Origin of the sequence: Nocardia sp. NPDC058058, assembly GCF_042885355.1 — a bacterium.
In the GTDB taxonomy this organism is placed as follows: Bacteria; Actinomycetota; Actinomycetes; order Mycobacteriales; family Mycobacteriaceae; genus Nocardia.
Window position 1 is genome coordinate 145008 of record NZ_JBHVSA010000002.1, and the last position, 25284, is coordinate 170291.

Annotated in this window: 28 protein-coding genes; 13 read left to right on the forward strand and 15 right to left on the reverse strand. The window is 66.5% G+C overall.

The genetic code is table 11. The features are described 5' to 3' along the window. The first annotated feature begins 57 nt into the window (after positions 1-57). Genes ACFVUS_RS15810 through ACFVUS_RS15825 form a run of 4 tightly spaced genes read left to right on the forward strand, consistent with a single transcriptional unit; the run spans position 58 to position 3150 of the window. Entirely contained in the window at positions 58-1218 is a 1161-nt protein-coding gene (locus ACFVUS_RS15810; protein ID WP_387765987.1) for a C40 family peptidase, read from the forward strand. Beyond that, positions 1215-1550: a hypothetical protein gene (locus ACFVUS_RS15815; RefSeq protein WP_387765990.1), complete on the forward strand. Its 336-nt coding sequence runs from the start codon at positions 1215-1217 to the stop codon at positions 1548-1550. The genes ACFVUS_RS15810 and ACFVUS_RS15815 overlap by 4 nt, the downstream gene beginning before the upstream one ends. Next, complete coding sequence (locus ACFVUS_RS15820) at positions 1547-1888, forward strand: YbaB/EbfC family nucleoid-associated protein (RefSeq protein ID WP_387765993.1); 342 nt, start codon at positions 1547-1549, stop codon at positions 1886-1888. Before ACFVUS_RS15815 ends, ACFVUS_RS15820 begins: the two co-directional genes overlap by 4 nt. A gap of 14 nt (positions 1889-1902) precedes the next feature. Further along, positions 1903-3150, forward strand: coding sequence for a primosomal protein (locus ACFVUS_RS15825; protein WP_387765996.1), 1248 nt, complete (start codon positions 1903-1905; stop codon positions 3148-3150). Between the two features lie 158 nt (positions 3151-3308). Here ACFVUS_RS15825 and ACFVUS_RS15830 read toward each other — a convergent pair whose 3' ends face one another. The 4 genes from ACFVUS_RS15830 to ACFVUS_RS15845 form a co-directional block, all read right to left on the reverse strand. Further along, entirely contained in the window at positions 3309-4400 is a 1092-nt protein-coding gene (locus ACFVUS_RS15830) for an adenosine deaminase (RefSeq protein WP_375963465.1), read from the reverse strand. A 175-nt stretch (positions 4401-4575) separates the two neighbouring features. Beyond that, the gene (locus ACFVUS_RS15835) at positions 4576-4839 is read right to left on the reverse strand and encodes an excalibur calcium-binding domain-containing protein (protein WP_375963463.1); all 264 of its coding nucleotides are present in this window, start codon (positions 4837-4839) and stop codon (positions 4576-4578) included. Between the two features lie 182 nt (positions 4840-5021). After that, the gene (locus tag ACFVUS_RS15840; RefSeq protein WP_387766001.1) at positions 5022-6314 is read right to left on the reverse strand and encodes a thymidine phosphorylase; all 1293 of its coding nucleotides are present in this window, start codon (positions 6312-6314) and stop codon (positions 5022-5024) included. 24 nt (positions 6315-6338) lie between these two features. Continuing rightward, positions 6339-6740, reverse strand: a complete 402-nt coding sequence (locus tag ACFVUS_RS15845) for a cytidine deaminase (RefSeq protein ID WP_387769894.1) — start codon at positions 6738-6740, stop codon at positions 6339-6341. Positions 6741-7040: 300 nt separating this feature from the next. Here ACFVUS_RS15845 and sdhC point away from each other — a divergent pair, with 300 nt between their 5' ends. Genes sdhC through ACFVUS_RS15865 form a run of 4 tightly spaced genes read left to right on the forward strand, consistent with a single transcriptional unit; the run spans position 7041 to position 10416 of the window. Then, a complete protein-coding gene (gene sdhC / locus ACFVUS_RS15850; RefSeq protein WP_375963459.1) occupies positions 7041-7433 on the forward strand; it encodes a succinate dehydrogenase, cytochrome b556 subunit in 393 nt (130 codons plus the stop codon). Between the two features lie 10 nt (positions 7434-7443). Continuing rightward, complete coding sequence (locus ACFVUS_RS15855) at positions 7444-7875, forward strand: succinate dehydrogenase hydrophobic membrane anchor subunit (protein ID WP_387766005.1); 432 nt, start codon at positions 7444-7446, stop codon at positions 7873-7875. A 16-nt stretch (positions 7876-7891) separates the two neighbouring features. After that, on the forward strand, positions 7892-9649 hold the full coding sequence (gene sdhA, locus ACFVUS_RS15860) for a succinate dehydrogenase flavoprotein subunit (protein WP_387766008.1): 1758 nt from the start codon (positions 7892-7894) through the stop codon (positions 9647-9649). Further along, positions 9649-10416, forward strand: coding sequence for a succinate dehydrogenase iron-sulfur subunit (locus tag ACFVUS_RS15865; RefSeq protein ID WP_387766011.1), 768 nt, complete (start codon positions 9649-9651; stop codon positions 10414-10416). The genes sdhA and ACFVUS_RS15865 overlap by 1 nt, the downstream gene beginning before the upstream one ends. A gap of 67 nt (positions 10417-10483) precedes the next feature. Here the strand turns inward: ACFVUS_RS15865 and ACFVUS_RS15870 are convergent, their stop codons facing one another. Both ACFVUS_RS15870 and ACFVUS_RS15875 read right to left on the reverse strand, forming a co-directional pair. Continuing rightward, positions 10484-10714 (reverse strand): hypothetical protein, encoded by a 231-nt coding sequence (locus ACFVUS_RS15870; protein ID WP_387766014.1) that lies wholly within the window; start codon positions 10712-10714, stop codon positions 10484-10486. Positions 10715-10826: 112 nt separating this feature from the next. Next, positions 10827-11429 carry a PadR family transcriptional regulator gene (locus ACFVUS_RS15875; protein WP_387766017.1) on the reverse strand — a complete coding sequence of 201 codons (603 nt, stop codon included), beginning with the start codon at positions 11427-11429 and terminating at the stop codon, positions 10827-10829. Positions 11430-11554: 125 nt separating this feature from the next. On the opposite strand from ACFVUS_RS15875, the gene ACFVUS_RS15880 reads away from it, so the two are divergent. Next, positions 11555-12010 carry a hypothetical protein gene (locus ACFVUS_RS15880; protein ID WP_387766020.1) on the forward strand — a complete coding sequence of 152 codons (456 nt, stop codon included), beginning with the start codon at positions 11555-11557 and terminating at the stop codon, positions 12008-12010. Positions 12011-12243: 233 nt separating this feature from the next. After that, the gene (locus ACFVUS_RS15885; protein WP_387766023.1) at positions 12244-13131 is read left to right on the forward strand and encodes a phenylalanine 4-monooxygenase; all 888 of its coding nucleotides are present in this window, start codon (positions 12244-12246) and stop codon (positions 13129-13131) included. Here the strand turns inward: ACFVUS_RS15885 and ACFVUS_RS15890 are convergent. Then, a complete protein-coding gene (locus tag ACFVUS_RS15890) occupies positions 13128-13745 on the reverse strand; it encodes a TetR family transcriptional regulator (protein ID WP_387766026.1) in 618 nt (205 codons plus the stop codon). The genes ACFVUS_RS15885 and ACFVUS_RS15890 overlap by 4 nt on opposite strands. Beyond that, positions 13735-15249: an MFS transporter gene (locus tag ACFVUS_RS15895; RefSeq protein ID WP_387766029.1), complete on the reverse strand. Its 1515-nt coding sequence runs from the start codon at positions 15247-15249 to the stop codon at positions 13735-13737. The genes ACFVUS_RS15890 and ACFVUS_RS15895 overlap by 11 nt, the downstream gene beginning before the upstream one ends. A 104-nt stretch (positions 15250-15353) precedes the next feature. Here ACFVUS_RS15895 and ACFVUS_RS15900 point away from each other — a divergent pair, with 104 nt between their 5' ends. Continuing rightward, positions 15354-16688, forward strand: a complete 1335-nt coding sequence (locus ACFVUS_RS15900; protein ID WP_387766032.1) for a D-alanyl-D-alanine carboxypeptidase family protein — start codon at positions 15354-15356, stop codon at positions 16686-16688. Positions 16689-16690: 2 nt separating this feature from the next. Here ACFVUS_RS15900 and yhjD read toward each other — a convergent pair whose 3' ends face one another. The 3 genes from yhjD to ACFVUS_RS15915 form a co-directional block, all read right to left on the reverse strand. Beyond that, entirely contained in the window at positions 16691-17710 is a 1020-nt protein-coding gene (gene yhjD, locus ACFVUS_RS15905) for an inner membrane protein YhjD (protein ID WP_387766035.1), read from the reverse strand. A gap of 209 nt (positions 17711-17919) precedes the next feature. Further along, entirely contained in the window at positions 17920-18948 is a 1029-nt protein-coding gene (gene trpS / locus ACFVUS_RS15910; RefSeq protein WP_387766038.1) for a tryptophan--tRNA ligase, read from the reverse strand. A gap of 145 nt (positions 18949-19093) precedes the next feature. After that, positions 19094-20026: an oxygenase MpaB family protein gene (locus tag ACFVUS_RS15915; RefSeq protein ID WP_387766041.1), complete on the reverse strand. Its 933-nt coding sequence runs from the start codon at positions 20024-20026 to the stop codon at positions 19094-19096. A 114-nt stretch (positions 20027-20140) separates the two neighbouring features. Between ACFVUS_RS15915 and ACFVUS_RS15920 the strand changes: the two genes are divergently transcribed. Continuing rightward, positions 20141-20782, forward strand: coding sequence for a TetR/AcrR family transcriptional regulator (locus tag ACFVUS_RS15920; RefSeq protein ID WP_387766043.1), 642 nt, complete (start codon positions 20141-20143; stop codon positions 20780-20782). Positions 20783-20791: 9 nt separating this feature from the next. Here ACFVUS_RS15920 and ACFVUS_RS15925 read toward each other — a convergent pair whose 3' ends face one another. From ACFVUS_RS15925 to ACFVUS_RS15935, 3 genes are all read right to left on the reverse strand, one after another. Next, positions 20792-21331: a barstar family protein gene (locus tag ACFVUS_RS15925; protein ID WP_387766046.1), complete on the reverse strand. Its 540-nt coding sequence runs from the start codon at positions 21329-21331 to the stop codon at positions 20792-20794. Beyond that, entirely contained in the window at positions 21331-21834 is a 504-nt protein-coding gene (locus ACFVUS_RS15930) for a ribonuclease domain-containing protein (RefSeq protein WP_387766049.1), read from the reverse strand. Before ACFVUS_RS15930 ends, ACFVUS_RS15925 begins: the two co-directional genes overlap by 1 nt. A 165-nt stretch (positions 21835-21999) precedes the next feature. Further along, on the reverse strand, positions 22000-22806 hold the full coding sequence (locus ACFVUS_RS15935; RefSeq protein ID WP_387766052.1) for an exodeoxyribonuclease III: 807 nt from the start codon (positions 22804-22806) through the stop codon (positions 22000-22002). 63 nt (positions 22807-22869) lie between these two features. On the opposite strand from ACFVUS_RS15935, the gene ACFVUS_RS15940 reads away from it, so the two are divergent. After that, on the forward strand, positions 22870-23730 hold the full coding sequence (locus ACFVUS_RS15940) for an alpha/beta fold hydrolase (protein WP_387766055.1): 861 nt from the start codon (positions 22870-22872) through the stop codon (positions 23728-23730). Here the strand turns inward: ACFVUS_RS15940 and ACFVUS_RS15945 are convergent, their stop codons facing one another. Next, positions 23731-25278, reverse strand: coding sequence for a PTS ascorbate transporter subunit IIC (locus ACFVUS_RS15945; protein ID WP_387766058.1), 1548 nt, complete (start codon positions 25276-25278; stop codon positions 23731-23733). It abuts the gene before it with no gap. Between the last annotated feature and the right edge of the window lie 6 nt (positions 25279-25284).

Here is a 25284-nt window from a genome sequence, read left to right on the forward strand (position 1 = left end):
TGCCTCCGGATCGATCATCGGTCGGCCGATCCGCGCGGTGCGCAAAGGGCCGAGGTCATGAGCCCCGGGCCGGACATATCGGGGCTGGCGCAGCCGATCGTGGAGTTGCTGGCCGGTTTCGGATCCGGTGAGGTGACCTCCGCCGGGACGGCACTGCGCGAAGCGTCGGGCACGGCGGACGAGACCCACGCGACGGGGCGAGCCGCGATCAACGCGATGTACCCGAGTTGGAATGGACGCGGCGGGGACGCGGCCATGGACAAGGCACTTCAGGCGCAGACGGGTGTCGCGACCGTCTCCGATCGCGGCGAGCGAATGGCCATCGTGCTGGATCGCGTCGAGACGGAGGTCGCGGCGGGACGGCGCGAGGTGGCGGAGATTCTGCGGTCATTCCTCGCGAAGGTCGATGCGGTAGCGGCGGCGGGGTTCAGTCCCGCGGCGCTGGCCCTGCTCGTCGGCGCGGCCATCGATCATGTGGGTCAGGCGCTGCGCGTGGTGGAGCGGGTGCGAGCCGAACTCGAGGCCGATGACGCCGCCATGCGCGAATTGGTCACGCCGCCAAAGACTCCGGCCCCGGCCGCGCTCGCGCCCGAGAAGACCGATGCGCCGCAGGTCTCGCCCGCCGCGACGGTCGTGCCCGCGAGTACCGAATCCACGAGGCAGATCGGGTCCGCGGTGCTGCCCTCCGGCGGCCGGACACTCGAATCCGGCGCTTCGATGCTGACCGGTTTATCCACAACCGCCGCGTCCGTGGGTGATTCGCCGTCGACCGGTTCGCATCGCCCCCGGCACCCCACCGCCGACACCCGCCCCACCGGGACCGGGGTGAAGCTGACCCTGCCGGACGGCAGTACCGTGGAGGCCCCGAACCAGCAGGCCGCCGATGCGGTGCGCAATGCGCTGAGCGCGGTCGGAACGCCCTACGTGTGGGGCGGCACCACGCCCGGTTCGGGTCTGGATTGCAGTGGTTTGACGCAGTGGGCGTACGCGCAGGCCGGGGTTCCGCTGCCGCGTTTGGCACAGGAACAGGGCTTCGGCCACACCCAGATCGGTCCAGGGGACTTGATGCCCGGGGATCTGGCGGTATGGGACGGCCATGTGGCGATGGTGATCGGCAACGGTCAATTGGTGGAGGCGGGCGATCCCGTCCAGACGGGTCCGATTCGAACGGAGAACAGCGGTATGAATTTCCTCGGCTTCTACAGGCCCACAGCATGAGCGAGATCCCCAAGGTCACCGTGGCCGCGAGCGCCAATCGCGCGGGCACCGTCACCGTGCACGCCACCGACCAGGGCCTGCCGGTGGAGATCCGCTTCGAGCGGAGTGAATACCGTTACGGCGCACAGGCTCTGGCGGACGAGATCCTGCGCCTGACCAAGCGCTCGGCCATCGCCGCCCAATCCCGCCGCCGCGAACTGCTCGCCGAGGCCGGGCTGCCGGCCGAAGCACTGGACCGGCTCGGCCTGCCCACCCGGCAGGCCGCCGTCGATGCCCTCGATCGCCTCGACGATGCCGATACCGGCCCGGCGAACTGGCTGCGGAACTCATGAGCGCCGAGATGGACGCGCTGGTCAACGGCGTCACCAACCAGCTCGAAGCCCTCGAATCGGCCCTCGCCGGATTGCACGCGGTGCGCGGCGGATTCACCAGCGAGGACCGTTCGGTCACCGCCGAAGTGGACGGTGACGGCGCGCTGACGGGCCTCTGGCTGGCCGAATCGGTGACCTCCCGCCCACCCGCCGAGGTGTCCCGATTGGTGCTGTGGGCCTGTCGTCAGGCCGCCGCGCAAGCGACCGAGCAACGCGCCGAAATCCTCACCGGATTGAACCGGTCTCTCGCCCCGGGAAATGTTGGGGGCGACCCGGATAGTGCCAAGAGCGACCACTAGATAGGCTTCCGGTCATGGCTTCTGGAGACATCGTCCCGATCGCGCTCGGCCTGACCAAAGGCGATCTCGTCACCCTGTGGGCACCGCGCTGGCGAGACGGCGACGATGAGTGGCAGGCATTCCTCGGCCACGAGGAGGATCTCTACGGTTTCGACTCCGTAGCGGAGCTGGCCGCGTTCATCCGGACCAATGCCGAGAACGATCTCGTCGACCATCCCGCGTGGAAGATCATCGCTGGTCTGTCGGCCGCCGAACTGGAGCCGGAGGAGCAGTACGTCTTCGATCTGGTCGGCGTGCCCGAGCTGGCCGCGGACGATCCGGATCCGGAGATCCTGTCCGAGCTCGAGGAGACCCTCGAGATGGTCCGCAATATCGGCGACGTCTGCGAACTCGACGTCGTCAACAAGTTCTTCGGCTCGCATCCGGTGCTGGGCGCGCTCGCCACCGGCGTGAGCAATTTCGCCGGTAAGGAAGGCGAGGAGCTGTGGGATTCCATCGGCTCGGCGATCAACAAGGACTGGGACGCGGTCCTGGACGCCATCGACTCGGTGGTGGAGATCCCGGATGTGGACGCGGACGCGGTGGCCGTCGCCGAGGCGGAACTGCTTGCGGCGGAAGAGAACATCGTCGACGCTGAGGATGCCGCCGATACCGATGAGGATATCGAGCCGGTCGATCTCGACGAAGAGGATGAGGACGAAGAGGACGAGGAGCTCTCGTTCTGGCATGAGGTCGGCATCGACCCGGTCAAGATCGTCACCTCCGAGGGCACCTGGTTCACGCTGCGCTGCTACGTGGACGATGAGCCGATCTTCCTCGGCAAGGACGGGTCCATCACCGTGTTCGGTTCCGAGCGCGCGCTGGCCCGCTACCTCGCCGACGATCACGAGCACGATCTGGTGCGGGTGAGCACCTACGGCGATATCCAGACCGCCGCGGTCGACGGCGGCCTCGAGGTCGAGGTCGACGAGGAGAACGTCTACGTGCTGCCCGGCCTGGCCGACGATCTGGCCGAGGGCCCGCAGGCGGTGGATACCGACCAGCTCGACCTCGCGGTCGAATTATTCACCGACGCAGCCGATTACGCCGACGAGAACAATGTCGAGACCGCGCTGGCGGTGTCGTCCCCGCTCGGCTGGTACGTGTCCTACCTGCTGAACCCGGACCCGAGCCGGATGGCCCCGAACCCGCCGTTCAAGGCCGAAGCCGATGCCTGGCGCGCCCTGGAAGAGGCTTTCGAGAACCGCCTCAGCAAGGCGTAACCGCCCCGCCATCGCGGCATGAACCACCCGTCATCCCGGCATGAACCACCCGTCATCCCGGCATGAACCACCCGTCATCCCGGCATGCTTCTTGGCCGGGATCCACACCGCCGCAGTGGATCCCGGCCAAAAGCGCGCCGGGATGACGGGGGGTGCGCTCAACCGAGCAGCACCGCGTAGCCCGGCTTGATGACCTCGTCGATGATGCGCAGCCGCTCCGGGAACGGGATGAACGCGGACTTCATCGCATTGATGGTGAACCGCTCCAGATCGCTCCAGCCGTAGCCGAAGGTCTGCACCAGTTTGTGCATCTCCTCGCTCATGCTGGTGTCGCTCATCAACCGGTTGTCGGTATTGACGGTGACCCGGAAGCGCAGGCGCGCAAGCAAATCGAACGGATGCTTGTCGAGCGAGGGCACCGCCCCGGTCTGCACATTCGACGACGGACAGAGTTCGAGCGGAATTCGCATGTCCCGCACGTAATTCGCGACCAGTCCGAGTTTCGGGCCTTCCGGCGAATCGGTGATGTCATCGGTGATGCGCACCCCGTGCCCGAGTCGATCGCAGCCGCAAAAGGCAAGCGCCTCATGGATACTCGGCAACCCGAACGCCTCACCCGCGTGAATGGTGAAGTGCGCGCTATTGGCTCGCATGTATTCGAACGCGTCGAGGTGCCGGGTGGGAGGGTACCCGGCTTCCGCGCCCGCGATATCGAAGCCGCCGACGCCGCGATCGCGCCAGCGCACGGTCAATTCGGCGATCTCCCGGGAACGCGCCGCATGCCGCATGGCGGTGAGCAGGCAGACCACCCGGATCGGGGTGCCCGCCGCGGCGGCCAAAGCCTCGCCTTCGCGGAAGCCCTCGATGGTGTACTGCACCACCTCGTCGAGGGTGAGCCCGTTCTCCAGATGCTGTTCCGGCGCGAAGCGCGATTCGGCGTACACGACCCCGTCGGCGGCGAGGTCCACCGCGCATTCGCGCGCGACGCGGCGCAGACCCTCGGGCGTCTGCATGACGGCGACGGTGTGCGCGAAGGTTTCCAGATAGCGTTCCAGCGAGCCGCTGTCGGCGGCGTCGCGGAACCAATTGCCGAGCGTTTCGGCGTCACCAGCCGGTAGCTGGTCGTATCCGCAGTCGCGGGCGAGCTCGAGCACGGTCGCGGGACGCAGCCCGCCGTCGAGGTGATCGTGCAGGACCGCCTTCGGCGCCTGGCGGATGGAAGCGAGGGTGAGGGGCGTCGGTCCAGTCATGTAGAAACGGTAGCCGCATTCCCGTTCTGCGGCATGGTAGTTCGCCTGTGTGCACCCTCTCGTAGGCGTGTCGTTGCCCACCCGTTGCTAGGTACGGTGGCGATCTTCACCCGGGTGCGCGCGCGAATCCCCGGGCCGCCCCGCGTGATTGCGCGACGGCGGTCGGCGGGACGGGTCAGTACCCGCAGGCGACGCCGTTCCCGTCCGGATCCAGCTGACGCGTATACCCGGGTTGTCCGGCCAGCAGCGGAGCCTTGCCCTGCGCCCGCACCTGCTCGCAGTTCACGTAGTACGGATACGGCGCGGCCTGCGAGGAGGGCGGCGGGGTGTTGTTGATCCGCGGTTCGGCGGAGGCGACCGCGGGCAGCACCGCGGTGCACGCGATCGCGCCCAGACAGGCCATCGAAACGCGTAATCGGAAATCGCTTCTATGCTTCACGATCCCAGGCTAGGCCGATCTTCGATGACCCGCCCAGGTCCAGGTCAAGCGCCCACTATGCACACTCCCCCGTCATCCCGGCGCGTTTTTGGCCGGGATCCACACATCGAGGGGATGCCGGACCGGTGTGGATCCCGGCCAAAAGCATGCCGGGATGACGGGGTTGATGACGAGGGCTGGGCTTACGACGCGGTGATGCGGCCCAGGACCAGGGGGCCGAAGGGTTCGTCGGTCTCGCCGATGTCGTAGGAGTCGCGCAGGGTCTCGAGGGCGACGGGGATGGCCTCCGGGGTGTCGGTGTGCAGGGTGAGCAGGGGTTCGCCCGCGGTGACGGAATCGCCTTCCTTGGCGTGCATTTCGATGCCCGCGCCGGGCTGGACCGCATCGCCCTGGCGGGCACGGCCCGCACCGAGTTGCCAGGCGGCGATGCCGACGTCGAGCGCGTCGAGCCGAATCAGGGTGCCGGACAGCGGGGCTCGCAGGATTTCGGTGTGCCGGGCGGTGGGCAGCGGCGCCTCGGGGTTGCCGCCCTGGGCGGTGATCATGGCGCGCCAGTGGTCCATGGCGCGGCCGTCGGCGAGCGCGTCGGCCGGGTCGATGCCGTCGATTCCGGCCTGCGCCAGCATCTCCCGGGCCAGCACGAGCGTGAGTTCGACCACGTCCGCGGGTCCGCCGCCGGCCAGCACCTCGAGCGATTCGGCCACCTCGAGGGCGTTTCCGGCGGTGCGCCCGAGCGGGGTGTCCATGGCCGTGAGCAACGCCACGGTGCGCACGCCCGCGTCGGTGCCGAGTTCGACCATGGCGGTGGCCAATTCGCGCGCCTGGCTCAGCTCCTTCAGGAACGCCCCGCGCCCGACCTTCACATCGAGCACCAGCGCACCGGTGCCCTCGGCGATCTTCTTGCTCATGATGGAGCTGGCGATCAGCGGGATGGATTCGACGGTCCCGGTGACATCGCGCAACGCGTAGAGCCGCTTATCGGCCGGAGCCAGGTCCGCGCCCGCCGCGCAGACCACCGCGCCGATGGCCGGATCGGCCAGCATCTCCCGCATTCGCTCGACCGAAATATCGGCCTGCCAGCCCGAAATGGCCTCGAGCTTGTCCAAAGTGCCGCCGGTGTGGCCCAATCCGCGCCCGGACAGCTGCGGCACCGCCGCACCGCAGGCCGCGACCAGCGGCGACAGCGGCAGCGTGATCTTGTCCCCCACGCCGCCGGTGGAGTGCTTGTCCACGGTGGGCCGGGTCAAATCGCTGAAGTCCAGGCGTTTTCCGGAGTCGATCATGGCGGCGGTCCAGCGCGCGGTCTCGCGTCTGCTCATACCGCGCCACACGATCGCCATGGCCAGCGCCGACATCTGCTCATCCGCGATCTCGCCGCGGGTGAAGGCGTCCACCACCCAATCGATTTGCGCGTCGCTGAGTTCGCCGCCGTCGCGCTTGGCCCGGATCACCGCTACCGCCGAGTGCACACTCATGGACGCAACACTTCCATGTGCGAGCTACCGCTGCCCGGCTTCCAGGTCGTCGGGTCCGAAGGCGTCGGGCAGCAGGTTGCTCAGCGGTACCGGTGCGCCGCGATGATCGATGACGACGTCGCCGCCGCCGTGTTCGAACAGCAGCTGCCGGCAGCGTCCGCACGGCATCAGGATTTCGCCCCGCGAATCGCAGACCGAGACCGCCGCGAGTCGTCCGCCACCGGACGAAATCAAGTTACCGACCAGTACACATTCGGCGCAGAGGCCCAAACCGTATGAGATATTTTCCACATTGCAGCCGCTCACCACGCGCCCGTCAACGGTGAGAGCAGCGGCGCCGACGGGGAATCTGGAGTAGGGCGCATAGGCATTCTGCATTACTTCGAAAGCGTTGCGGCGCAGGGTATTCCAGTCAATATCCGACATATCGGACCATCCTTCCATGCCCATGCGGGAACCCGCCTGAAACGCCCCGAACGACACCCCGAAAATCAGGAAAGGCAAACCTAACTCAGCAATTTCAAGGCCAACGAGCGGCACGCCGAATTAGTTCCGGAAGATGGCTGGGATTAGAGTTCAGAACAGATCGGTTCAGGTTCCCGACTGCGGGCCTGCAGCACTGCCACCGGACGTCATTCCGGCCGTGAGCTGGTGTTATTCGACAGTCCAATGGCTCCGCGCCGGATCTGACCGGGTCCATCAACGACGTTGGAGGCACCGCACTCTATGACCACGCTAGAAGCTCCGGCCAAGCCGAAGCGGACCCTGTACCGAGGCGACCCCGGCATGTGGTCCTGGGCTCTGCACCGCATCACCGGCGTAACCATCTTCTTCTTCCTGTTCGTCCACGTGCTCGACACCGCCCTGGTGCGCGTCAGCCCGGACACCTACGACCAGGCGATCGAGACCTACAAGAACCCCGTCGTCGCCCTCATGGAGATGGGCCTCGTTGTCTGCGTGCTCTTCCACGCGTTCAACGGCGTCCGGGTCATCCTTGTCGACTTCTGGTCGAAGGGCCCCCGCTACCAGCGCCAGATGCTCTGGATCGTGCTCGCGATCTGGATTGTCGTCGCGGGCGCCGGGATCGGCCGCCAGCTCTTCTACCTGCTGACGAATTGAGCCACTGACCATGACCGCACCTGTTCTCGGTAAGTCCTACGACCGCCCCGCCAGCCTGGACGCCCCGCGCGCTCCCCGGCGCGCCGGCGGCAATAACTTCGAGAAGTACGCGTGGCTGTTCATGCGCTTCTCCGGCCTGCTGCTCATCGTCCTGGTCATCGGCCATATGACGATCATGCTGATGCTGGACGGCGGCGTGCACCGGCTCAACTTCGCCTTCGTCGCCGGCCGCTGGGCCTCGCCGTTCTGGCAGATCTGGGATCTGACCATGCTGTGGCTGGCGCAGCTGCACGGCGGCAACGGCCTGCGCACCGTCATCGACGATTACGCGCGCAAGGATTCCACCCGCTTCTGGCTGAAGACCGCCCTGGTCATCTCCATGATTCTCGTCGTGGTGACCGGCACGTACGTGATCTTCACCTTCGACCCCAACATCAGTTAGGAACAGGCAGCCTCCGATGAGTGAATCTCGACCGATTCAGGAGCACCGCTACGACGTCGTGATCGTCGGTGCCGGTGGCGCTGGCATGCGCGCGGCGATCGAGTCCGGGCCCCGCGTCCGGACCGCTGTCCTGACCAAGCTCTACCCGACCCGCAGCCACACCGGCGCGGCGCAGGGCGGCATGTGCGCCGCGCTCGCGAACGTGGAAGAGGACAACTGGGAGTGGCACACCTTCGACACCGTCAAGGGTGGTGACTACCTGGTCGACCAGGACGCCGCGGAGATCATGGCCAAGGAAGCCATCGACGCCGTGCTCGACCTGGAGAAGATGGGCCTGCCGTTCAACCGCACGCCCGAGGGCAAGATCGACCAGCGTCGCTTCGGCGGTCACACCCGTGACCACGGCAAGGCCCCGGTTCGCCGCGCGTGCTACGCCGCCGACCGCACCGGTCACATGATCCTGCAGACGCTGTACCAGAACTGCGTCAAGCACAACGTGGAGTTCTACAACGAGTTCTACGTGCTCGACCTGATCATGTCCGGCACCGCCGCGACCGGCGTGGTCGCCTACGAGCTGGCCACCGGCGAGATCCACGTCTTCCACGCGAAGTCGATCATCTTCGCCACCGGTGGTTCGGGCCGCATGTACAAGACCACCTCCAATGCCCACACCCTCACCGGTGACGGTATGGCGATCGTGTTCCGCAAGGGACTTCCGCTGGAGGACATGGAGTTCCACCAGTTCCATCCGACAGGCCTCGCGGGTCTGGGCATCCTCATCTCCGAGGCGGTCCGCGGCGAGGGCGGCATTCTGCGCAACGCCTCGGGTGAACGGTTCATGGAGCGCTACGCCCCCACCATCAAGGACCTCGCACCGCGTGACATCGTCGCGCGCTCGATGGTGCTCGAGGTGCTCGAGGGCCGCGGCGCCGGACCGAACAAGGATTACGTCTACATCGACGTGACCCACCTCGGCGAGGACGTGCTCGAGGAGAAGCTCCCCGACATCACCGAATTCGCGCGCACCTACCTGGGCGTCGACCCGGTGACCGAACTGGTTCCGGTCATGCCGACCTGCCACTACGTCATGGGCGGCATCCCGACCCGCATTCGCGGAGAGGTACTGCGCAACAACACCGATGTGGTCCCCGGCCTGTACGCGGCCGGTGAGTGCGCGTGCGTGTCCGTGCACGGCTCGAACCGCCTGGGCACCAACTCGCTGCTGGACATCAACGTGTTCGGCCGCCGCGCGGGCATCGCCGCCGCCGAATACGCCGCCCGCACCGAATTCGTCGAGCTCCCGGAGAGCCCGGCGCAGATGGTGCAGGACTGGCTGGCGCTGATCCTGTCCGACCACGGCAATGAGCGCGTGGCCGACATCCGCACCGAACTGCAGTACACGATGGATATGAACGCCGCCGTGTTCCGCACCGAGGACACCCTCAAGCAGGCGCTGACCGATGTGCACGCGCTCAAGGAGCGGTACACCCGGATCACCGTGCAGGACAAGGGCAAGCGCTACAACAGCGATCTGCTCGAAGCCGTCGAGCTCGGCTTCCTGCTGGAGCTCGCCGAGGTCACGGTCGTCGGCGCGCTCAACCGCAAGGAATCGCGCGGCGGCCACGCCCGCGACGACTACCCGGACCGCGACGACACCAACTACATGCGCCACACCATGGCCTACAAGACCGGCCCGGAGCTGATCTCGGACATCCGGCTGGACTACAAGCCGGTGGTGCAGACCCGTTACGAGCCGATGGAGCGTAAGTACTGATGACTGCTGTCGCTGAAACGCCGCAGAAGGCCGCTCCGGTGCCGGAAGGCTCCGTGCTGATCAATGTCAAGATCGCGCGGTTCAACCCGGAGGACGGCCAGGGCCAGCGCTGGGACGAGTTCAAGGTGCCGGTGCTCCCCACCGACCGGTTCCTGAACGTGCTGATCTACATCAAGTCCTACCTGGACGGCACGCTCACCTTCCGGCGCTCCTGTGCGCACGGCGTGTGTGGCTCCGATGCCATGCGCATCAACGGCGTCAACCGCCTGGCGTGCAAGATCCTCATGAAGGACATGCTGCCCAAGAACGGCAAGGACATCACCGTCACCGTCGAACCCATCCGCGGCCTGCCCGTGGAGAAGGATCTCGTGGTGGACATGGAGCCGTTCTTCGACGCGTTCAAGGCGGTGAAGCCGTACCTGATCACCACGGGTAACGAGCCCACCTACGAGCGCATCCAGTCCCAGCACGACCGGGCGCGCTTCGATGACACCACCAAGTGCATCCTGTGCGCCTGCTGCACCACCTCGTGCCCCGTGTACTGGAGTGACGGCAGCTACTTCGGCCCGGCCGCGATCGTGAACGCGCACCGCTTCATCTTCGACAGCCGTGACGAGGGCGCTCGTGAGCGCCTGGACATCCTGAACGATGTCGAGGGTGTGTGGCGCTGCCGCACCACCTTCAACTGCACTGACGCGTGCCCCCGTGGCATCGAGGTCACCAAGGCGATCCAGGAAGTCAAGCGCGCCCTGCTGTTCGCCCGGTAATAAGCCGAAACATGAAGAACGCCCGCATCATTCGATGCGGGCGTTCTTCGTTTGTCCCCCGGAATGCTCAGTGGCAGCGGGCGTAGCCCGAGCCGGTGGGGCGGCAGTGCAGCAGGCGGATTTCGTCGGCGGTGGCGGTGGGGGCGACCGAGGTGGTGTCATCGGTCTGGCTGACCTGGGTGGGCTGATCCAGCGGAATGCCTTCGGCCATGGCGGAACCCGCGCCGATGGGCGAGAGCATCGCGACCGCAGCCGCACCGACGATGAACAGACCTGCGCGACGCACCGAGATCGACATGATGGAGTACCTTCCGTTCCCACTCCCCCTTGGGAGTTCGTTGGAAAGATCATGTCCGGCGGACCTTAACGACCATCGGGGTAAATTCTTAAAAACGATGTGGCCCCGGCTGTTACGTCTGGAACGCCGCCAGCGATTCCCACGACCAGGTGAGCGTGCCCGCCGCCAGATCCGCGATAACGCCCTCCAGCCAACGCAATTCGGCCGCGGCGACGGCGCGTTGATATTCGTCTTCCAGGGTGACGATCCGGGGTAGCCCGAACTGCGCGGATTGTGCAGCGTCGGAATCGATTTCAGCGATGCGAGTGCGCACGGCGGCGGCCCGGTTCGACAGTTCGGCGCGGGCCCGCTCCGGTCCCATGAGCATCAGGAACGACAGTGCCGCGGGGAATTCCGGGAATTCGTTGCGCGGCAACGCGACCATCTCGGTCAGCCACGTCATGAACGCCTCGCGGCCCGCATCGGTGATCTCGTACACGGTGCGCTCCGGGTACTGCTGATCGCGCCCGGTCTCGCGCACCGTCACCAGTCCGGCCTCCTGCAATCGCGCGATGGTCTTGTACAGCCCCGCCCGCTGCCCCACGTTCACGACCTTGTCCTTGCCCCACTCCTTGATGCGGCGCTGGATGGCGTAGGGGTGCATCGGCTCCATATGCAGGATGCCGAGCAGCGCCAGCGCCAGGGGCGAGCGTTTGAACTGCGGCGATGCTGTCATATCCGCATCCTACTGGGTTCCGGACAACTAGATTTCCAGAAACTAGTTGCCAAGAAACTAGTCTCCGTGCAACTATTGAGGAGCAGGCGAACCCGACCCGCTCCACCGCACCGAAAGGCAGCGAAATGAACACCACCACCCGCATCCACACCGATCACGGCACCACCAAGCGCCTCGGCGATTGGACCGCCGAGAAGCATTTCGAGGTCAAGGCCCGCTACGGCAGCGTGGTCATCGATCTGCGCTCGCCGCTCATCGAGGGCGAGGACGAGATCGTGGTGCACGCCGATCTGGACCACGCCATGGTCAAGCTGCTGGTGCCGGACGACGCGGTCATCGACCAGTCCGAACTGGAGTGGACCGGTCGCGGCCGGGTCAAGGACTTCACCCGTCCCGCAACCGCTTCCGGCCGCGTCATCCGGCTGACCGGTGCGGTCCGCAGCGGTGAGTTCCGCGTGCACCGCGGCGGTATCGCCGTGCTGTCGGCGCTGTTCAGCCGCGAGTTCATCGAGGATGCCCGCCGGGCCAACCGCGAGGGCCGCACCCCGACCCTGGTCGATCCGGCCAACGCGCCCCGCTGAGCGATAACCCGATCGAAGGCCGCCCGCACTGCAATGCGGGCGGCCTTCGCCGTTCCAGGCGCACCGTCCGTGCGGCACGGGAGGCGGGTGCAATCCGGGCCATTGGGCGCGCTGCACACCGGCCGGCGGTAAGGCAGCCGTCGACTCACCTACGAGGCCCGTTCAGCTTGGCAATTTGCTCAGCTGAGCGGGCATTTGTTGTCTGAATCACACGGTGGTGATTGCATCAGGTCATGTTCACCGAGGGTCAGCTGTACTCGCCGGTCACCCAGGGCGATGACGGCAATGTGCTGGTGCATCTGAGCGATGAGCATCCCGGCGTGCACGATCTCGAGTACCGCGCGCGCCGCAATGCGATCGCGGCGATGGCGTTGAAGCACCGTGCGGGCGAGCCGGTGCCGCAGGTCGATTACACCGAGGAAGAGCAGCAGGTGTGGCGGATCGTCTCCGCCGAACTGGCGTTCAAGCGCGCGAAGTACGCCTGCACCGAGGTGGTGGAGGCGGCCGATCGGCTGAATCTGCCCACCGATCACATTCCGCAGCTGGACGAGGTGTCCGCGAAGCTGTTCCCGCGCACCGGATTCCGTTACGCACCCGCCGCCGGGCTGGTGCCGCTTCGGGAATTCTTCGGTTCCTTCGCGGATCGGATCTTCCACTCCACCCAGTACATTCGGCATCATTCCGCGCCGCTGTACACCCCGGAACCGGACGCCGTGCACGAAATCCTGGGCCATGCCAATCAATTGGCGAGTCCGCGCTTCGCGGCCCTGTACGAAACGGTGGGCGCGGCGGTGCAGCGGCTCGAGACCGAGCGCGCGTTGAAGTTCCTGGCCGATGTGTTCTGGTTCTCGCTGGAATTCGGCGTGGTCCGGGAGGACAACGAAGTGCGCTGTTACGGAGCCGGTTTGCTGTCCTCCTTCGGTGAGATCGAGGAATTCCGCGGAGCCCTGTTGCGCCCGTTGAACATTCGGGAGATGGGCACCGCCGTCTACGACATCACGCACTATCAGCCGATCCTGTACTGCGCGCGCTCGATCACCGAGATCGAGGATGTGGTGGGCGGTTTCTTCGCGACCGTGAACGACGAGTCGGTGGCGGAGCTGACCGGGCAACCGGTCTAGATGCGCATCCCCGATTCCAGGAAGCTGATCACCCGCACGATCTGCTCCTGACTGAACGGTTCCTCCCCGATCAGCGCGAACATGGCTCCGGTGAGCGCGCCCACCAGGGCCCGCACCTCGAAATCGGTGTCGTCACGCCCCAGTCGCCGTGCGACGATCCCGGACATGAGGGTGATATTGCGCTCGAACTCCCTGGTCACCGCACCGCGCAACTCCGGCACCGAATAGACCAGCGATACCCGCTGTTTCTCGAATTCGAAGGTCTCCGGATCGATTTCGGCGAAGGCTTCGATGGTGGCGTCGCGGATGGCGGCCAGAATCGGCTTGTCCATGGGCTGCCGGTCGATGGCCTGGATCATCACCGGGTCCAGATCGTCGGCCAGCACCAATTGCTCTTTGGACGGGAAGTACCGGAAGAAGGTGCTCGGCGAGACGTCGGCGGCTTCGGCGATCTGCTCGATGGTGGTCTCGGTGTAACCCTGTTCCCGGAAAAGCCGGAACGCCTCGGAGCGGATGGTGCGCCGAGTGCGTTCCTTCTTCCGTTCCCGCAGGGTCGGCCGGGGCCGACTCGCGGGTTCCTCGGAGATCAGTGCGTTGGTGGACTCAGCCGGCATGAACCGATTGTGCCGCATCGTTCTCGGGCTCCGGTGCGACCGGCTGGGACCGGGTGAGCAGCAGGGCGAGTGCGGTGGCCGCCAGGGTGATCCCGGCGCACACCCACAGCATGACGCTCATACCGTCGACGAACGCGGTCTGCACGTGGGTGAGCACGGCCGGATCGCCCAGTTTGCGGGCCACGCCCACACCGGCGTTGACGCCGTCGGAGATGGGATCGCGATTCAATTCGCCCAGGCTGGATCGGTACTGCGTGGCGAGCACCGTGCCGAGGATGGCGACGCCGATGGTGCCCGCGGCCTGGCGCAGCGCCTGCAACAGCGCGGAGCCGGACCCCGCGCGTTCGGCGCTGAGATCGCCCATGGCCAGGCCCATGGAGGCGGGCATGATGAAGCCCATACCGAGGCCGACCAGCGCCAGCGCGCCCGCCGCGAGCCCGTATCCGCTGTCGACGGTGATGAGGGCGGCGACGCCGAGTCCCACTGTGAGGAAGGCGAATCCGAGCGAGAGCACCATCCGCAGCCCGATCCTGGGCAGCAGTTTGTCCACGGTCCGGCTGCCGACCAGCAGGCCGCCGATGAGCGGGAGCAGTCGCACGCCGCTGCCGAGGCTGTCGGTGCCGAGCACGGACTGGAAGTACTGCGGCATGGTGAAGAACAGGCCGAACATGGCGAAGTTGACGATGACCATATAGACGGTGCCCCAGCGGAATCCGGGTGCGGCGAAGAGTCCGAGATCGATCAGCGGATGTTCGGTGCGCCGCTGCCACAGCACGAACGCGCCGAGCAGCAGGGTTCCGGCGGCCACCGCCGCCCAGCCCGGGCCATTGCTCCACCCTTCCTGCCCGAGTCGGATGAAACCGTAGGTGAGCCCGAGCATTCCGGCCACGGACAGTGCGATGCCGGGGAGATCGATGCGGAAGACGCTGCCGCTCTTGGATTCCGGAACCAGCAGGGCCACGGCGGTGGCGCCGACAATGACCAGCGGCACATTGATCAGGAAGACCGATCCCCACCAGAAGTGCTGCAGCAGCCAGCCGCCGAGGATGGGGCCGAGCGGGAGCCCGATGGCGGTGGAGGTGATCCAGATGGTCACTGCGCGTTGCCGTTCCGTCGGATCGGGGAACAGCCCGGGCAGCACCGCCATGGACAGCGGCATCATGGCGGCCGCGGCCACACCGAGTACCACGCGGGCCGCGATGAGTTGTCCGGAGGAAGCCGCGAAGGCGCAGGCGATCGAGGCCGCGCCGAACAGCAGCAGCGCCGCGAGCAGCAGCTTCTTGCGGCCGTAGCGGTCGCCGAGCGCTCCGGCGGGCAGCATGACGGCGGCGAGCGCGAGGGTGTACGCGCTGCTGAACCACTGCAGCGCGCCGGTATCGGCGTGCAGGTCGACGGACAGGGTGGGCAGGGCCACGGTCAGCACCGTGACGTCGAGGCCGATGGTCAGCATGGCGACCGCTAGGGCGCCCAGGGCCAGCCAGCGGCGCACTCCTGGCTCTTTCATGACAGTTCCAATCAGTTGGTGCCAACTAGATAATGACAGAGTCTCTCATTTGCTAGTGTCTGTCAAAACTTGTCGTGTCATGCGCGCCTCTAAGCTCGGGGGCGATGATCATCCGCAGGCATTCGCGCCGAGACCCCAGTTCCGCCGGATCGCACCGGCGACGCGTATCCCTCATTGCCGCAGCCGCATTGGCGGCCGGACTGACCGCGATCACGGGCGTGGCCTACGCACCCCTACCCGGTGCGGCGGCCCAGCCGCCGACCACCTCGCCGACCCCGTTCACCACGCCCAATACCGACAATTGCCCGAACAAGACCACTCCCCCGCCGCCCATCGACACCTCCGAGGTGCCCGCGCCCGGGGAGAGCGCGCCCAAACCGCTGCCGATACCGAATCCGCCCATCGGCGGCGACCGGCTCGGCAGCTGCGGCGTGGTGCTGCCCTCCGGCGCGCCCGGCCTGCCGGAGGGTATTTCCGCGACGGCGTTCGTGGTGTCGGACCTCGATACCGGCAAGGTGCTGGTGGCCAAGGATCCGCACGGGCGCTACCGGCCCGCCTCCACCATCAAGGTGCTGCTGGCGGATGTGGCGCTGCGCGTGCTGGATCTGAACAAGGTGGTCGTCGGCACCCAGGAGGACGCCAATGCCGACGGCACCCGGGTTGGCATCGGCCCGGGTGGGCGATACACCAATCGGCAGCTGTTCCAGGCGCTCATCATGGCGTCGGGTAATGATGCGGCGCATGCCATCTCGGCTCAACTGGGTGGGGACGAGGCGACCGTGGCGAAGATGAACAGCATGGCGGATCGATTGCAGGCCAAGGACACTCGCGCGGCAACGCCGTCCGGTTTGGACGGCCCCGGCATGAGCACCTCGGCGTACGACCTGTCGCTGCTGTTCCGCGATGCCATGACGCTGCCGCTGTTCGCCGAGTTGATTCACACCGAACAGGTGGATTTCCCGGGCTATCCGGCCGATCCAAAGAACACCGATGACAAGGATCATCCGGGTTATCCGATCGGCAACGACAATCACCTGCTCTTCGAATACGACGGTGCGCTCGGCGGTAAGACCGGATACACCGATGACGCCCGCCAGACGTTCGTCGCGGGTGCGCAGCGCAATGGCCATCGGCTCGCGGTGACGCTGTTGAAGGCGGATGTGCTGCCGTTCCGGCCGTGGGAGCAGGCGGCGAAACTGCTGGACTACGCGTTCGCGCTGCCGTCCGGCGCGAATGTCGGGCAGTTGCCGAATGCCTCTGCGAAATCCACGGATTCGACCGTGGTGGTGGCGACCCCACCGGTGATCGCGTCCACCGAGCCCGCCGATGATTCGGGTTCCTCGCACACCGGACTGCGCAATACGCTCATTGCCGGTGGCGTCATCCTGGTGCTGGTTTTACTGGCCGGCGCACGTCGGATGAACCGTCCCCGGCGTTGACCTCACCGCCTGCGCAGGGCTGAAATCGCCGCTCCGGCAAGCGCTCCCGCACCGAACAGCGCCGCGCCCGTTCCGGCCGTGAGTCCCGGACCCGCGATCCGGGGTTCGATGACGGCCGGGGCGGGCGGCGGAATGTCCGCCGGGACTTCGTTTTCCGTCGCGGTGGCGGCCCAGGCGGTGGCGAACAGGATGATGCGCGCGGTGAAATAGCTGAACACCATCAGGCCGATGATCGGTCCGAAGGCCACACCGGCGGGGCCGTTCACCACCGAGCGCAGAATGATCGAGGCCAGCTGCTTGAACGCCTCGAACACGATCGCCGCGATGAGGGCCGCGCGGGCGGCGCTGCGGAAGGTGACCGGGTGCCGGGGCATGCGCGCGATGATCCAGACGAATACGGCCCAGTTCGCCAGGACGGCGAGCACCAGGGACAGCAGCGTCAACAGCAGTGTGATCCAGATCGATTCGCTGATATGCCAGCGGTCCAGCAGCTTGCTGATCAACCCGCTCGACGCCAGTATCGACAGGCCCAGCGAGACGCCGATGGCCAGGAACAGGCCGACCAGCGCCAGCAGATCCGAGAGCTTGGTGACCGCCCAATTGCGTTCCTTGCTGGGCTGATCCCACTGCTCGGTGAGCGCGGCGCGCAGGTTCGCGATCCAGCCGAGCCCGGCGTACGCACCGGTCGCCAGGCCGATCACGCCGACCCCGGCGCGGGAGCGAACCGCCTGGGAGATCAGAGCATTGATCTGGTCGCCAGCCGCGCCCGGAATGTTCTCGACGATCTTGTCCTGAATCTCGGTGAGCAGGTGCGGATTTCGGGACAGTACGAAACCCGCGACCGCGAATCCCACCATGAGCAGCGGAAACAGCGACAGCACGGTGAAATACGTGATGCCCGCGGCGTAGTAGTCGCCACGCTGGCGCTGATAGCGGCCGCCGGCGCGCACCAGATGATCCAGCCAGTGTCGCTTCTGGATCTCTCGCTCGATCCACGCCTGCACCTTGCCGAACACCGCCACCTCCGCAACGCCCGGCGCACCATGCCGGACCGGCAGGCCATGGCCGTCCGGTCGGACATCCGCGCGTGAGTTCTACTGGCGAACTACCTCATCGACGCGGAGGTAAACATGTTCGCCCTGGTCAGACCGACACTCTTCCATCCCGTGGCGGGCGCGCACCGCAATTTCGGTGCGCGTCGGCCGAATCGCGACCTTCGCCACAGCGTGTTTCAGCGCGGCAGGAAGCCGACCCGCTCGTACACCTGCGCGAGGGTCTGGCTGGCGACCTCGCGAGCGCGCACCGAACCTTCGATGAGGATGCGGTCGAGTTCGGTCTGATCGGACATGTACTCGTCGACCTTCGCGCGCAGTGGGGTGACGAATTCGACCAGGGCGTCGGCGGTGTCGGACTTGAGATCGCCGTAGCCCTTGCCCTGATAGTCCTGTTCCAGGGTGACGATCGGGGTGCCGGTGAGCGAGCTCAGGATGACCAGCAGATTGCTGACGCCCGGCTTGGTCTCCGGGTCGTAGCGGATCTCGCGCTCGGTATCGGTGACCGCGGAGCGGATCTTCTTGGCCGAGACCTTGGGATCGTCCAGCAGATTGAGCAGGCCCGCATCGGTCTGGGCCGATTTGCTCATCTTGGAGGTGGGATCCTGCAGGTCGTAGATCTTCGCGGTGCCGGTGACGATATGACCCTCGGGTACCACGAAGGTCTTCTTGTAGCGAGTGTTGAAGCGCTGCGCCAGATTTCGGGTCAGCTCCATATGCTGGCGCTGATCCTCGCCGACCGGCACCAGGTGCGGGCGGTACAGCAGGATGTCGGCGGCCATCAGGATCGGATAGGTGAACAGGCCGACGGTCGCGTTCTCCGAACCCTGTTTGACCGACTTGTCCTTGAACTGGGTCATGCGGCTGGCTTCACCGAAACCGGTGATGCAGCTCAGCACCCAGGTCAGTTCCGCGTGCTCGGGCACCTGGCTCTGCACGAACAGGGTCGCCCGCTTGGGGTCGACGCCGAGCGCGAGCAGCTGGGCGGCCGCGACCTTGGTGCGATGGCGCAGCACCTTGGGGTCCGGCGGGTTCACGGTGATGGCGTGCAGGTCGGGAATGAAGTAGAAGGCGTCGAACTCGTCCTGCAGCGGCACCCAATACTGCAGCGCGCCAAGGTAATTCCCCAGATGGAAGGAATCACTGGTCGGCTGGATCCCGGACAGGACCCGCTGCTTGCGTTCGGCGGAAGGTGCAGGACTCGACATATTCAGATCTTCGCACGCCGGTCGAGCCAAATTCCGCGCGGTGCCAACAGGGCGGTCCGGGCGCGTTCGCGGCCCCTCGGGCGTTCTCGGCCGAGCTCGTTCTCGGCCGAGCCGGTCGGCATCCGCGGGCCCGGCCGGCGATGCGCTAACCCGCTCGGGCCGCCAGGGATAGCGGATCCACGCCCGGCATGCTGGGACGCCCCGAGGCGACCAGGCGCTGTTCTCGGCGTGTCGCGAGGCGGTAGAGCGGGTAGCTGGGGCCGGTGAGCTGGGCGCGCAGCAGTTTGGGGGCAAGCGGGGGTGCGTAGTGCGCGGTGCGAACCGCCTGGGCGAGGGTGCGGCAGGCGACTTCCTCGCGCATGCCCCAGTTCAGCTCGTACATATCGCGGATGCGCGGCGGGAGGCTGCCCTGGACCAGGAGGTTGAAGCCGCCGAGGGCCTGCTGCACCGGCATCGGCATGGGGTAGGCGACGCGCTGGCCCATCAGGTACGAGCCGACCAGTTTGGCTTCGTCGGTGAGGAAGACCTCGTCCGAGGCGAGGTAGCCGTCGTAGACGCGGCGGAACTCGGCGTAGGTCGCGGGCGCGGCCTCGCGCGGCATGCCGAAGAGTTCGCCCCAGCGGCAATAGTCCCGGTAGAGGCCCTCGCGCTCGGTCGAGGTGAGTTTGCGGACGAGCAGATCGTGCATGACCTCGGCGGAGTCGAAGGTGAAGGCCATGGTCATGAACATGAGTTGGGGATCGTGCGCGGAGTAGCGGGTGCCCGCCGGATTGCTGTGCCCCGCGTCCTCGGGCAGTGCGCCGCTGACGGTGCTGTGCCGTTTGCGGGTGAAGGCGCGCGCCCGATCGGCTTCCTCGCGGGTGCCGAGTGAGACGGCTTCGAAGAGCTTGCCGGTCAAGGCGAGTCGGGTATACGGCGTGGTCCGATGCTGGGTGTTCTCCGCGGTGCCCACGTAGAGCAGCGGGTGCACGGCCCCGATGACCAGTGCGCGCTGTCCGTAGGTGAGTCCCACCGCGCGCTTGCGCATGACCCGTCTGATCATCGAGTCGTCGGAGAAGTACCCGGTCTGCGTAGGCATCGTTGCCTCCTGGTGCACTGTGGCGCAGGCCACGCCATCTGGAAATAGAGTCCCCCAGAATCACAATTCTGGCAAGACCTACTACCAGAATCGCGGCCATGCCAGAATCAACCCGTGACCGGGCAACGGACCTACGGCGGCATCTCGGCGGCGGAACGCCGCACCCAGCGCCGCACCGCCCTGCTCGATGCCGCGCTCGACATCCTCGGCACCCAGGGTTTGGACAAACTCACCGTCTCCGCGCTGTGCGCGGGCGCGGGCCTGAACGAGCGCTACTACTACGAGAATTTCGACAGCCGCGACGCGGTGCTGTCGGCACTGTTCGACAGCATCGCCGAAGAGTTGGCGACCGCGCTGATCACCGCGGTCCAGACGGCACCCGCCGCGCCGCGCGCCAAAGCCCATGCGGCCATCACCGCGGGCATCGAGCTGTTGACCGAGGATCCGCGAAAAGCGCACGTGGCGTTGATAGTCAGCTCGGCGACACCCGAACTCCGCACCCGCACAATCCACACCACGAAGGTGTTCGCCAATCTCGTGGCGGCGGAGGGTATCGACTTCTACGGTCTCACCGAGGCCGACCCCGACCCCGTGATCACCTTCCGCGCAACGTATCTGGTCGGCGGGCTGATCCAGACGCTCACCTCATGGTTGCACGGCGATCTGCCGCTCACCCGCGCCGAACTCATCGAGCACACCACCGATGTGTTCGTCCTGCTCGGTGAGGATCTGGCCACCCGGCTGCGCGCCGACTAGCCCGGACGCTCAGTCGCGAGCCGAGGTCTCCGACCAGGTCAGCGGCACCGCGTCGATACCGCCGGGAACCGCGTCCTGGAGAACCACCCGCAGCGCAACACCCTTGGCCGACCAGGTGGCGGCGGCATCGGTCATGGCCTCGGCGAACCACTCCCGTTCGGCGGGCTGATCGGTCAGCAGCAGCGCCGCGTTCCGGACCACCACCACGTATCCCTGTGCCGGACCGACGAATTCGTCCAGGTCGCGCAGGCATTCATCGAACGCGTCCTTGTTCTGCCCGAAGTAGTACGGGAACTGGAAAGCGGCCGCGAACTCATCGAAAACCTCGGCGACCGTGCGCATCTTGCGAGCCCGCAGCTCCCGCGCGATATAGCTGTCCGGCAATTGGCTTCGCACACCGGAGAACTCGGCCGCACTCACCGGCAACACCCCCAACACCGGAGATGCGCCGGACCGCGATCCGTCACCGGTCGAGCGCGCGGCCGTGCCACTCGCCCCGGAAACCGGTGCGGCGGAGAGGAACTGCGAAAGCGACATCGCCTCGGTCATCAGCGCATCCTCGTGAAAGTGTTGTAGTGATCCCCGGTGTAATAAGCAGACCCATCACTCCCGGTGACGATCCGCTCCGCATCCCGCCCCTGCCCCGCCTTCTTGGGATTCACATCCCACTCCTGATAATTGATCTTCTTCCCCCCGGAATCCTTCGCAGGCAAATCCCCACCCCGATTCATCCAGGTATCCCCACCATGCGTCCCCGGCGCATTAGCCGACCCCGGCCACCGCCCCGCATCAATCTCCACCAGGGTCTGATAGGCCCGATCCGGAACCCCCGGCGCCTTCGTAACCGTGACCTCCGCCGCCCCGGGCACGGTAGTGCGCGGCCCGGGTTTCGGTGCGGTAGTGGTCTTTCCGGCCACAGTCGAAGTAACCGAGGCCTTACCGCCGCTATTGGTTGAATGCTCGCCCCCACGTGACACCAGGACGGCAACCAACACCATCACCAACGCCCCACCGAGCACCAGCCACGCACGCGTCTTGGACGAGATATTCACCGGAACTGCACCCCACTGATCACGCGGCCACCAGTCATAACTGAGGAATCTACGTCACCGGCACACCGACCGGCCGATGCCGATCCTGTCCGCTGCGAGCGACATCGGTCACGCCATGACCAGCGCCTCGCCGAGGATCAGCCAGGCGTGGTCCCGGGAGAGCGGTCAGCGGTATTGGACGGTGACGGGGGCGTGGTCGGACCAGCGTTCGGCGTAGGTGGCTGCTTTTTCGACTACCGCTTGCTTTGCGCGGGTGGCGATGTCGCCTCGGGCCAGTTGGTAGTCGATGCGCCAGCCTGCGTCGTTGTCGAAGGCGCGGCCGCGGTAGGAGTGCCAACTGTAGGGGCCGGGGGTGCCGGGGTTGAGGTCGCGGACTACGTCTCGGTAGCCGGCGGCGAGCATGGCGGACACCCAGGCGCGTTCGTCGGGGAGGAAGCCGGAGTTCTTGATGTTGCCTTTCCAGTTCTTGATGTCGAGTTCGGTGTGGCCGATGTTCCAGTCGCCGCTGATGACGAAGTCGCGGTCGATGGTGGTCATGCGGGTTCCGATGGCGTCGAGGAAGCGGTACTTCTCGTCCTGCATGGGAGTGTCGGCTTCGCCGGTGTGGACGTAGACCGAGGCCACCGTCAACTCGTCGAAGTCGGCTTCGATGTAGCGGCCGAGGGCGGCGAATTCCGTTACGGGGGTCCAGGTTTCGCCTTCGAACCCGCCGACGCCGATGCGGATCGCGTCGGGGGCGCGGCGGGACAGGATGGCTACGCCCGCGCGGCCCTTCACGCCGGGTTCGGCGTGCGACAGGAACCAGCCCGCATCCAGGGCGGGAGCCAGCACGCTACGGGTTTGCTCGTCGGTGGCTCGGGTTTCCTGGAGGCAGATGATGTCGGCCTCGGTGACCGCTAGCCAGGCGAGCAGTCCCTTGGGGGCAGCGGCGCGCACTCCATTGACGTTTACCGAGCTGAGGATTTTGGGCACCCCTCAAACGTACAATGCCGATACCGAACCTTCTCCGTGGACATCGAGGTCCAGGAAGGGGTGATGACGATGACGTCAGGCACCGCCAAGCCCACCGCCCCGCTCGCTCCCGTGCGCGCCATCCATACGGGCTCGGGGGACCCGCTGCTCCTGCTGCACGGATTCATGATGTCGCCGCACTGCTGGGAGCAGGTGGCGACCCGGATGGCCAGTCATTGCGAGGTGTTCGCTCCGGCCTTCACCGGACATTGGGGCGGACCGGATTTCGAGGGCTGGTACCTCGATGTCAGCGCCCTTGCCGACCGAGTGGAGAACCAGCTCGATGAATTGGGCTGGCGCACCTGCCATATCGCGGGCAATTCGCTCGGCGGCTGGGTGGGTTTCGAATTGGCGCGCCGCGGCCGGGCCCGCACCCTCACCGCTATCGCCCCGGCGGGCGGCTGGCAAACCCCGTCCGCGCTGCAGGTCCGGGTGGGTATGAAGTTCCTGTCGCTGGTGCCGGTGGTGGAGATCGGCAAACATCTGCCCGACGCGATCGCGTTCAGCGCCCCGGTGCGGCAGGCGGTGGCGATGGTGTTGAGCAAGAACACCGCCGCGGCCCCGCGCCGCGCCATCGAGGCGGCCATCACCTCGGCGCTGAACTGCCGGGCGATGCTGCCGATGATCGCGGGCGCGCTGCGCGCACCGGATCTGGAGGATCTGTCCACGCTGAAAACCCCGGTGCGCCTGCTCATGTGCGAGAACGACCGGATCATCCCGTATCGCGCGTACGCCAAACGCTTCCTGCGCGAACTCCCGGAGTCCGCGGATCGCATCGTCATGCACGATGTCGGCCACGTGCCGATGCTGGAGGCCCCGGATCGCATCGCGACCCTCATCGCCGAGCACGTCTACGCCAGCCGCACCCGCCTGCGCGCGGTCTGACTATTCCGGCGGCGGCGGTACGGGTGCGCCGTGCGGCGGCGGTATCTTCGCGTACCGCCGCGTGCCCACCTCGGGCGGCACCTCGTAATGCGCTGCGGGCGGGATGATTCCGAGGATCGAGTCGCGTCGCGCGCCCGGATCCCAGCCCGTGGCAACGACTTTCACCTGCACCAGCATGGCGGCCAGCAGAATCACCACGCCGATGCACAGCGAAATCGCGATCGCCCCCCAGCCGCCCATTTTGGCGGCGGTGCCGATGGCCGTGCCGAACCAGCCGAAGTCGGCGTCGCCGAACGTGGTGTTCTCATCGCCGAAGGGCCCCAGCACTTTCAGCAGTAGCGCGGGCAGAATCGTGATGAGTAGCCCGTTCACGAACGCGCCCAGCACCGCACCGCGCCGACCACCGGTGGCATTGCCGTAGACACCGGCCGCACCGCCGGTGAAGAAGTGCGGCACCAGCCCCGGCAGCACCAGTGCCAGCCCGAAGGCGGGATTGAGGATCCAGGTCAGCACCCCCAGCATGACCAGACCACCCACGAAACTGCTGATGAAGCCGAGCAGCACCGCGTTCTGCGCGTACGGGAACACGATCGGCGCGTCCAGCGCGGGAATCGCACCCGGCACCACACGCGCCGCGATGCCCTGGAAGGCCGGAACCAGCTCCCCCAGAATGGTGCGCACACCGAAAAGGATGACGGCGACGGCGATTCCGAATTGCAGCCCCTGGCTCACCGCTTTCATGAGGTAGTTGCCCACATCGGTGGCACCGGTCTCGAACGCCTGGAACGCGGTGTCCTGCCCCACCCGCACGAGGTAGATGATCGCCAGCGTCAGATACAGAATCACCATGGACAGCGCGGTCGCCACCATCGAATCCCGCAGGAAGCGCAGCCCTTCCGGCAGATTCATCTCCTCGGTGCTGCGACTGCGCTTGCCGACCAGCTGCCCCGTCGCACCCGCCGCGATATACCCGGCGGTGCCGAAATGCCCGATCGCCACATCGTCACCGCCGGTGACCCGCCGCGTATACGCCTGTGACAGTGCGGGAAACGACACCATGACAACCCCGAGCAGAATGCCGCCGACGCACACCACCACCGGTGTGGAGAACCCCGCCACCGCCAGCACCATGGTCAGCATGGTCGCCATGAACAGCATGTGATGTCCGGTGAGGAAGACGTAGTGCAGCGGTGTGAACCGCGCCAGCGCCAGGCTGATGGCGAACCCGAGAATCATCAACCAGGTGACCTGCGCACCGTATTGGGCCTGCGCGATGGCCACGATCGCCTCATTGGTGGGGATGACCCCGTGCGCGCCCAGCGCCCCCTGGATCATGATGCCGAGCGGTTTCAGCGACAGCACCACCAGTCCCGCGCCCGCCCCGATGAGCAGGAATCCCAGCGTCGCCTTGATCGCCCCGCCGACCACCTGCCCGGTCGATTTTCGCAGCGCGATCAACCCGACCGCGGTGATGATGCCGATGAGATACGCGGGCTGACTGAGGATCTCGTTGACGATGAACTTGGCAATGGCCAGTACGACGTTCACTGCGGG

Excerpts from the sequence above, each read along its gene's own strand:
- trpS (WP_387766038.1), bottom strand. The coding sequence starts at position 18,948 with ATGTCGAGTCCTGCACCTTCCGCCGAACGCAAGCAGCGGGTCCTGTCC.
- sdhC (WP_375963459.1), top strand. The coding sequence starts at position 7,041 with ATGACCACGCTAGAAGCTCCGGCCAAGCCGAAGCGGACCCTGTACCGA.
- ACFVUS_RS15845 (WP_387769894.1), bottom strand. The coding sequence starts at position 6,740 with ATGTCGGATATTGACTGGAATACCCTGCGCCGCAACGCTTTCGAAGTA.
- sdhA (WP_387766008.1), top strand. The coding sequence starts at position 7,892 with ATGAGTGAATCTCGACCGATTCAGGAGCACCGCTACGACGTCGTGATC.
- ACFVUS_RS15885 (WP_387766023.1), top strand. The coding sequence starts at position 12,244 with ATGTTCACCGAGGGTCAGCTGTACTCGCCGGTCACCCAGGGCGATGAC.
- ACFVUS_RS15840 (WP_387766001.1), bottom strand. The coding sequence starts at position 6,314 with ATGAGTGTGCACTCGGCGGTAGCGGTGATCCGGGCCAAGCGCGACGGC.
- ACFVUS_RS15820 (WP_387765993.1), top strand. The coding sequence starts at position 1,547 with ATGAGCGCCGAGATGGACGCGCTGGTCAACGGCGTCACCAACCAGCTC.
- ACFVUS_RS15915 (WP_387766041.1), bottom strand. The coding sequence starts at position 20,026 with ATGCCTACGCAGACCGGGTACTTCTCCGACGACTCGATGATCAGACGG.
- ACFVUS_RS15940 (WP_387766055.1), top strand. The coding sequence starts at position 22,870 with ATGACGATGACGTCAGGCACCGCCAAGCCCACCGCCCCGCTCGCTCCC.
- ACFVUS_RS15810 (WP_387765987.1), top strand. The coding sequence starts at position 58 with ATGAGCCCCGGGCCGGACATATCGGGGCTGGCGCAGCCGATCGTGGAG.
- ACFVUS_RS15825 (WP_387765996.1), top strand. The coding sequence starts at position 1,903 with ATGGCTTCTGGAGACATCGTCCCGATCGCGCTCGGCCTGACCAAAGGC.
- ACFVUS_RS15855 (WP_387766005.1), top strand. The coding sequence starts at position 7,444 with ATGACCGCACCTGTTCTCGGTAAGTCCTACGACCGCCCCGCCAGCCTG.
- ACFVUS_RS15875 (WP_387766017.1), bottom strand. The coding sequence starts at position 11,429 with ATGACAGCATCGCCGCAGTTCAAACGCTCGCCCCTGGCGCTGGCGCTG.
- ACFVUS_RS15830 (WP_375963465.1), bottom strand. The coding sequence starts at position 4,400 with ATGACTGGACCGACGCCCCTCACCCTCGCTTCCATCCGCCAGGCGCCG.
- ACFVUS_RS15815 (WP_387765990.1), top strand. The coding sequence starts at position 1,215 with ATGAGCGAGATCCCCAAGGTCACCGTGGCCGCGAGCGCCAATCGCGCG.
- ACFVUS_RS15870 (WP_387766014.1), bottom strand. The coding sequence starts at position 10,714 with ATGTCGATCTCGGTGCGTCGCGCAGGTCTGTTCATCGTCGGTGCGGCT.
- ACFVUS_RS15925 (WP_387766046.1), bottom strand. The coding sequence starts at position 21,331 with ATGACCGAGGCGATGTCGCTTTCGCAGTTCCTCTCCGCCGCACCGGTT.
- ACFVUS_RS15890 (WP_387766026.1), bottom strand. The coding sequence starts at position 13,745 with ATGCCGGCTGAGTCCACCAACGCACTGATCTCCGAGGAACCCGCGAGT.
- ACFVUS_RS15865 (WP_387766011.1), top strand. The coding sequence starts at position 9,649 with ATGACTGCTGTCGCTGAAACGCCGCAGAAGGCCGCTCCGGTGCCGGAA.
- ACFVUS_RS15880 (WP_387766020.1), top strand. The coding sequence starts at position 11,555 with ATGAACACCACCACCCGCATCCACACCGATCACGGCACCACCAAGCGC.
- ACFVUS_RS15895 (WP_387766029.1), bottom strand. The coding sequence starts at position 15,249 with ATGAAAGAGCCAGGAGTGCGCCGCTGGCTGGCCCTGGGCGCCCTAGCG.
- ACFVUS_RS15900 (WP_387766032.1), top strand. The coding sequence starts at position 15,354 with ATGATCATCCGCAGGCATTCGCGCCGAGACCCCAGTTCCGCCGGATCG.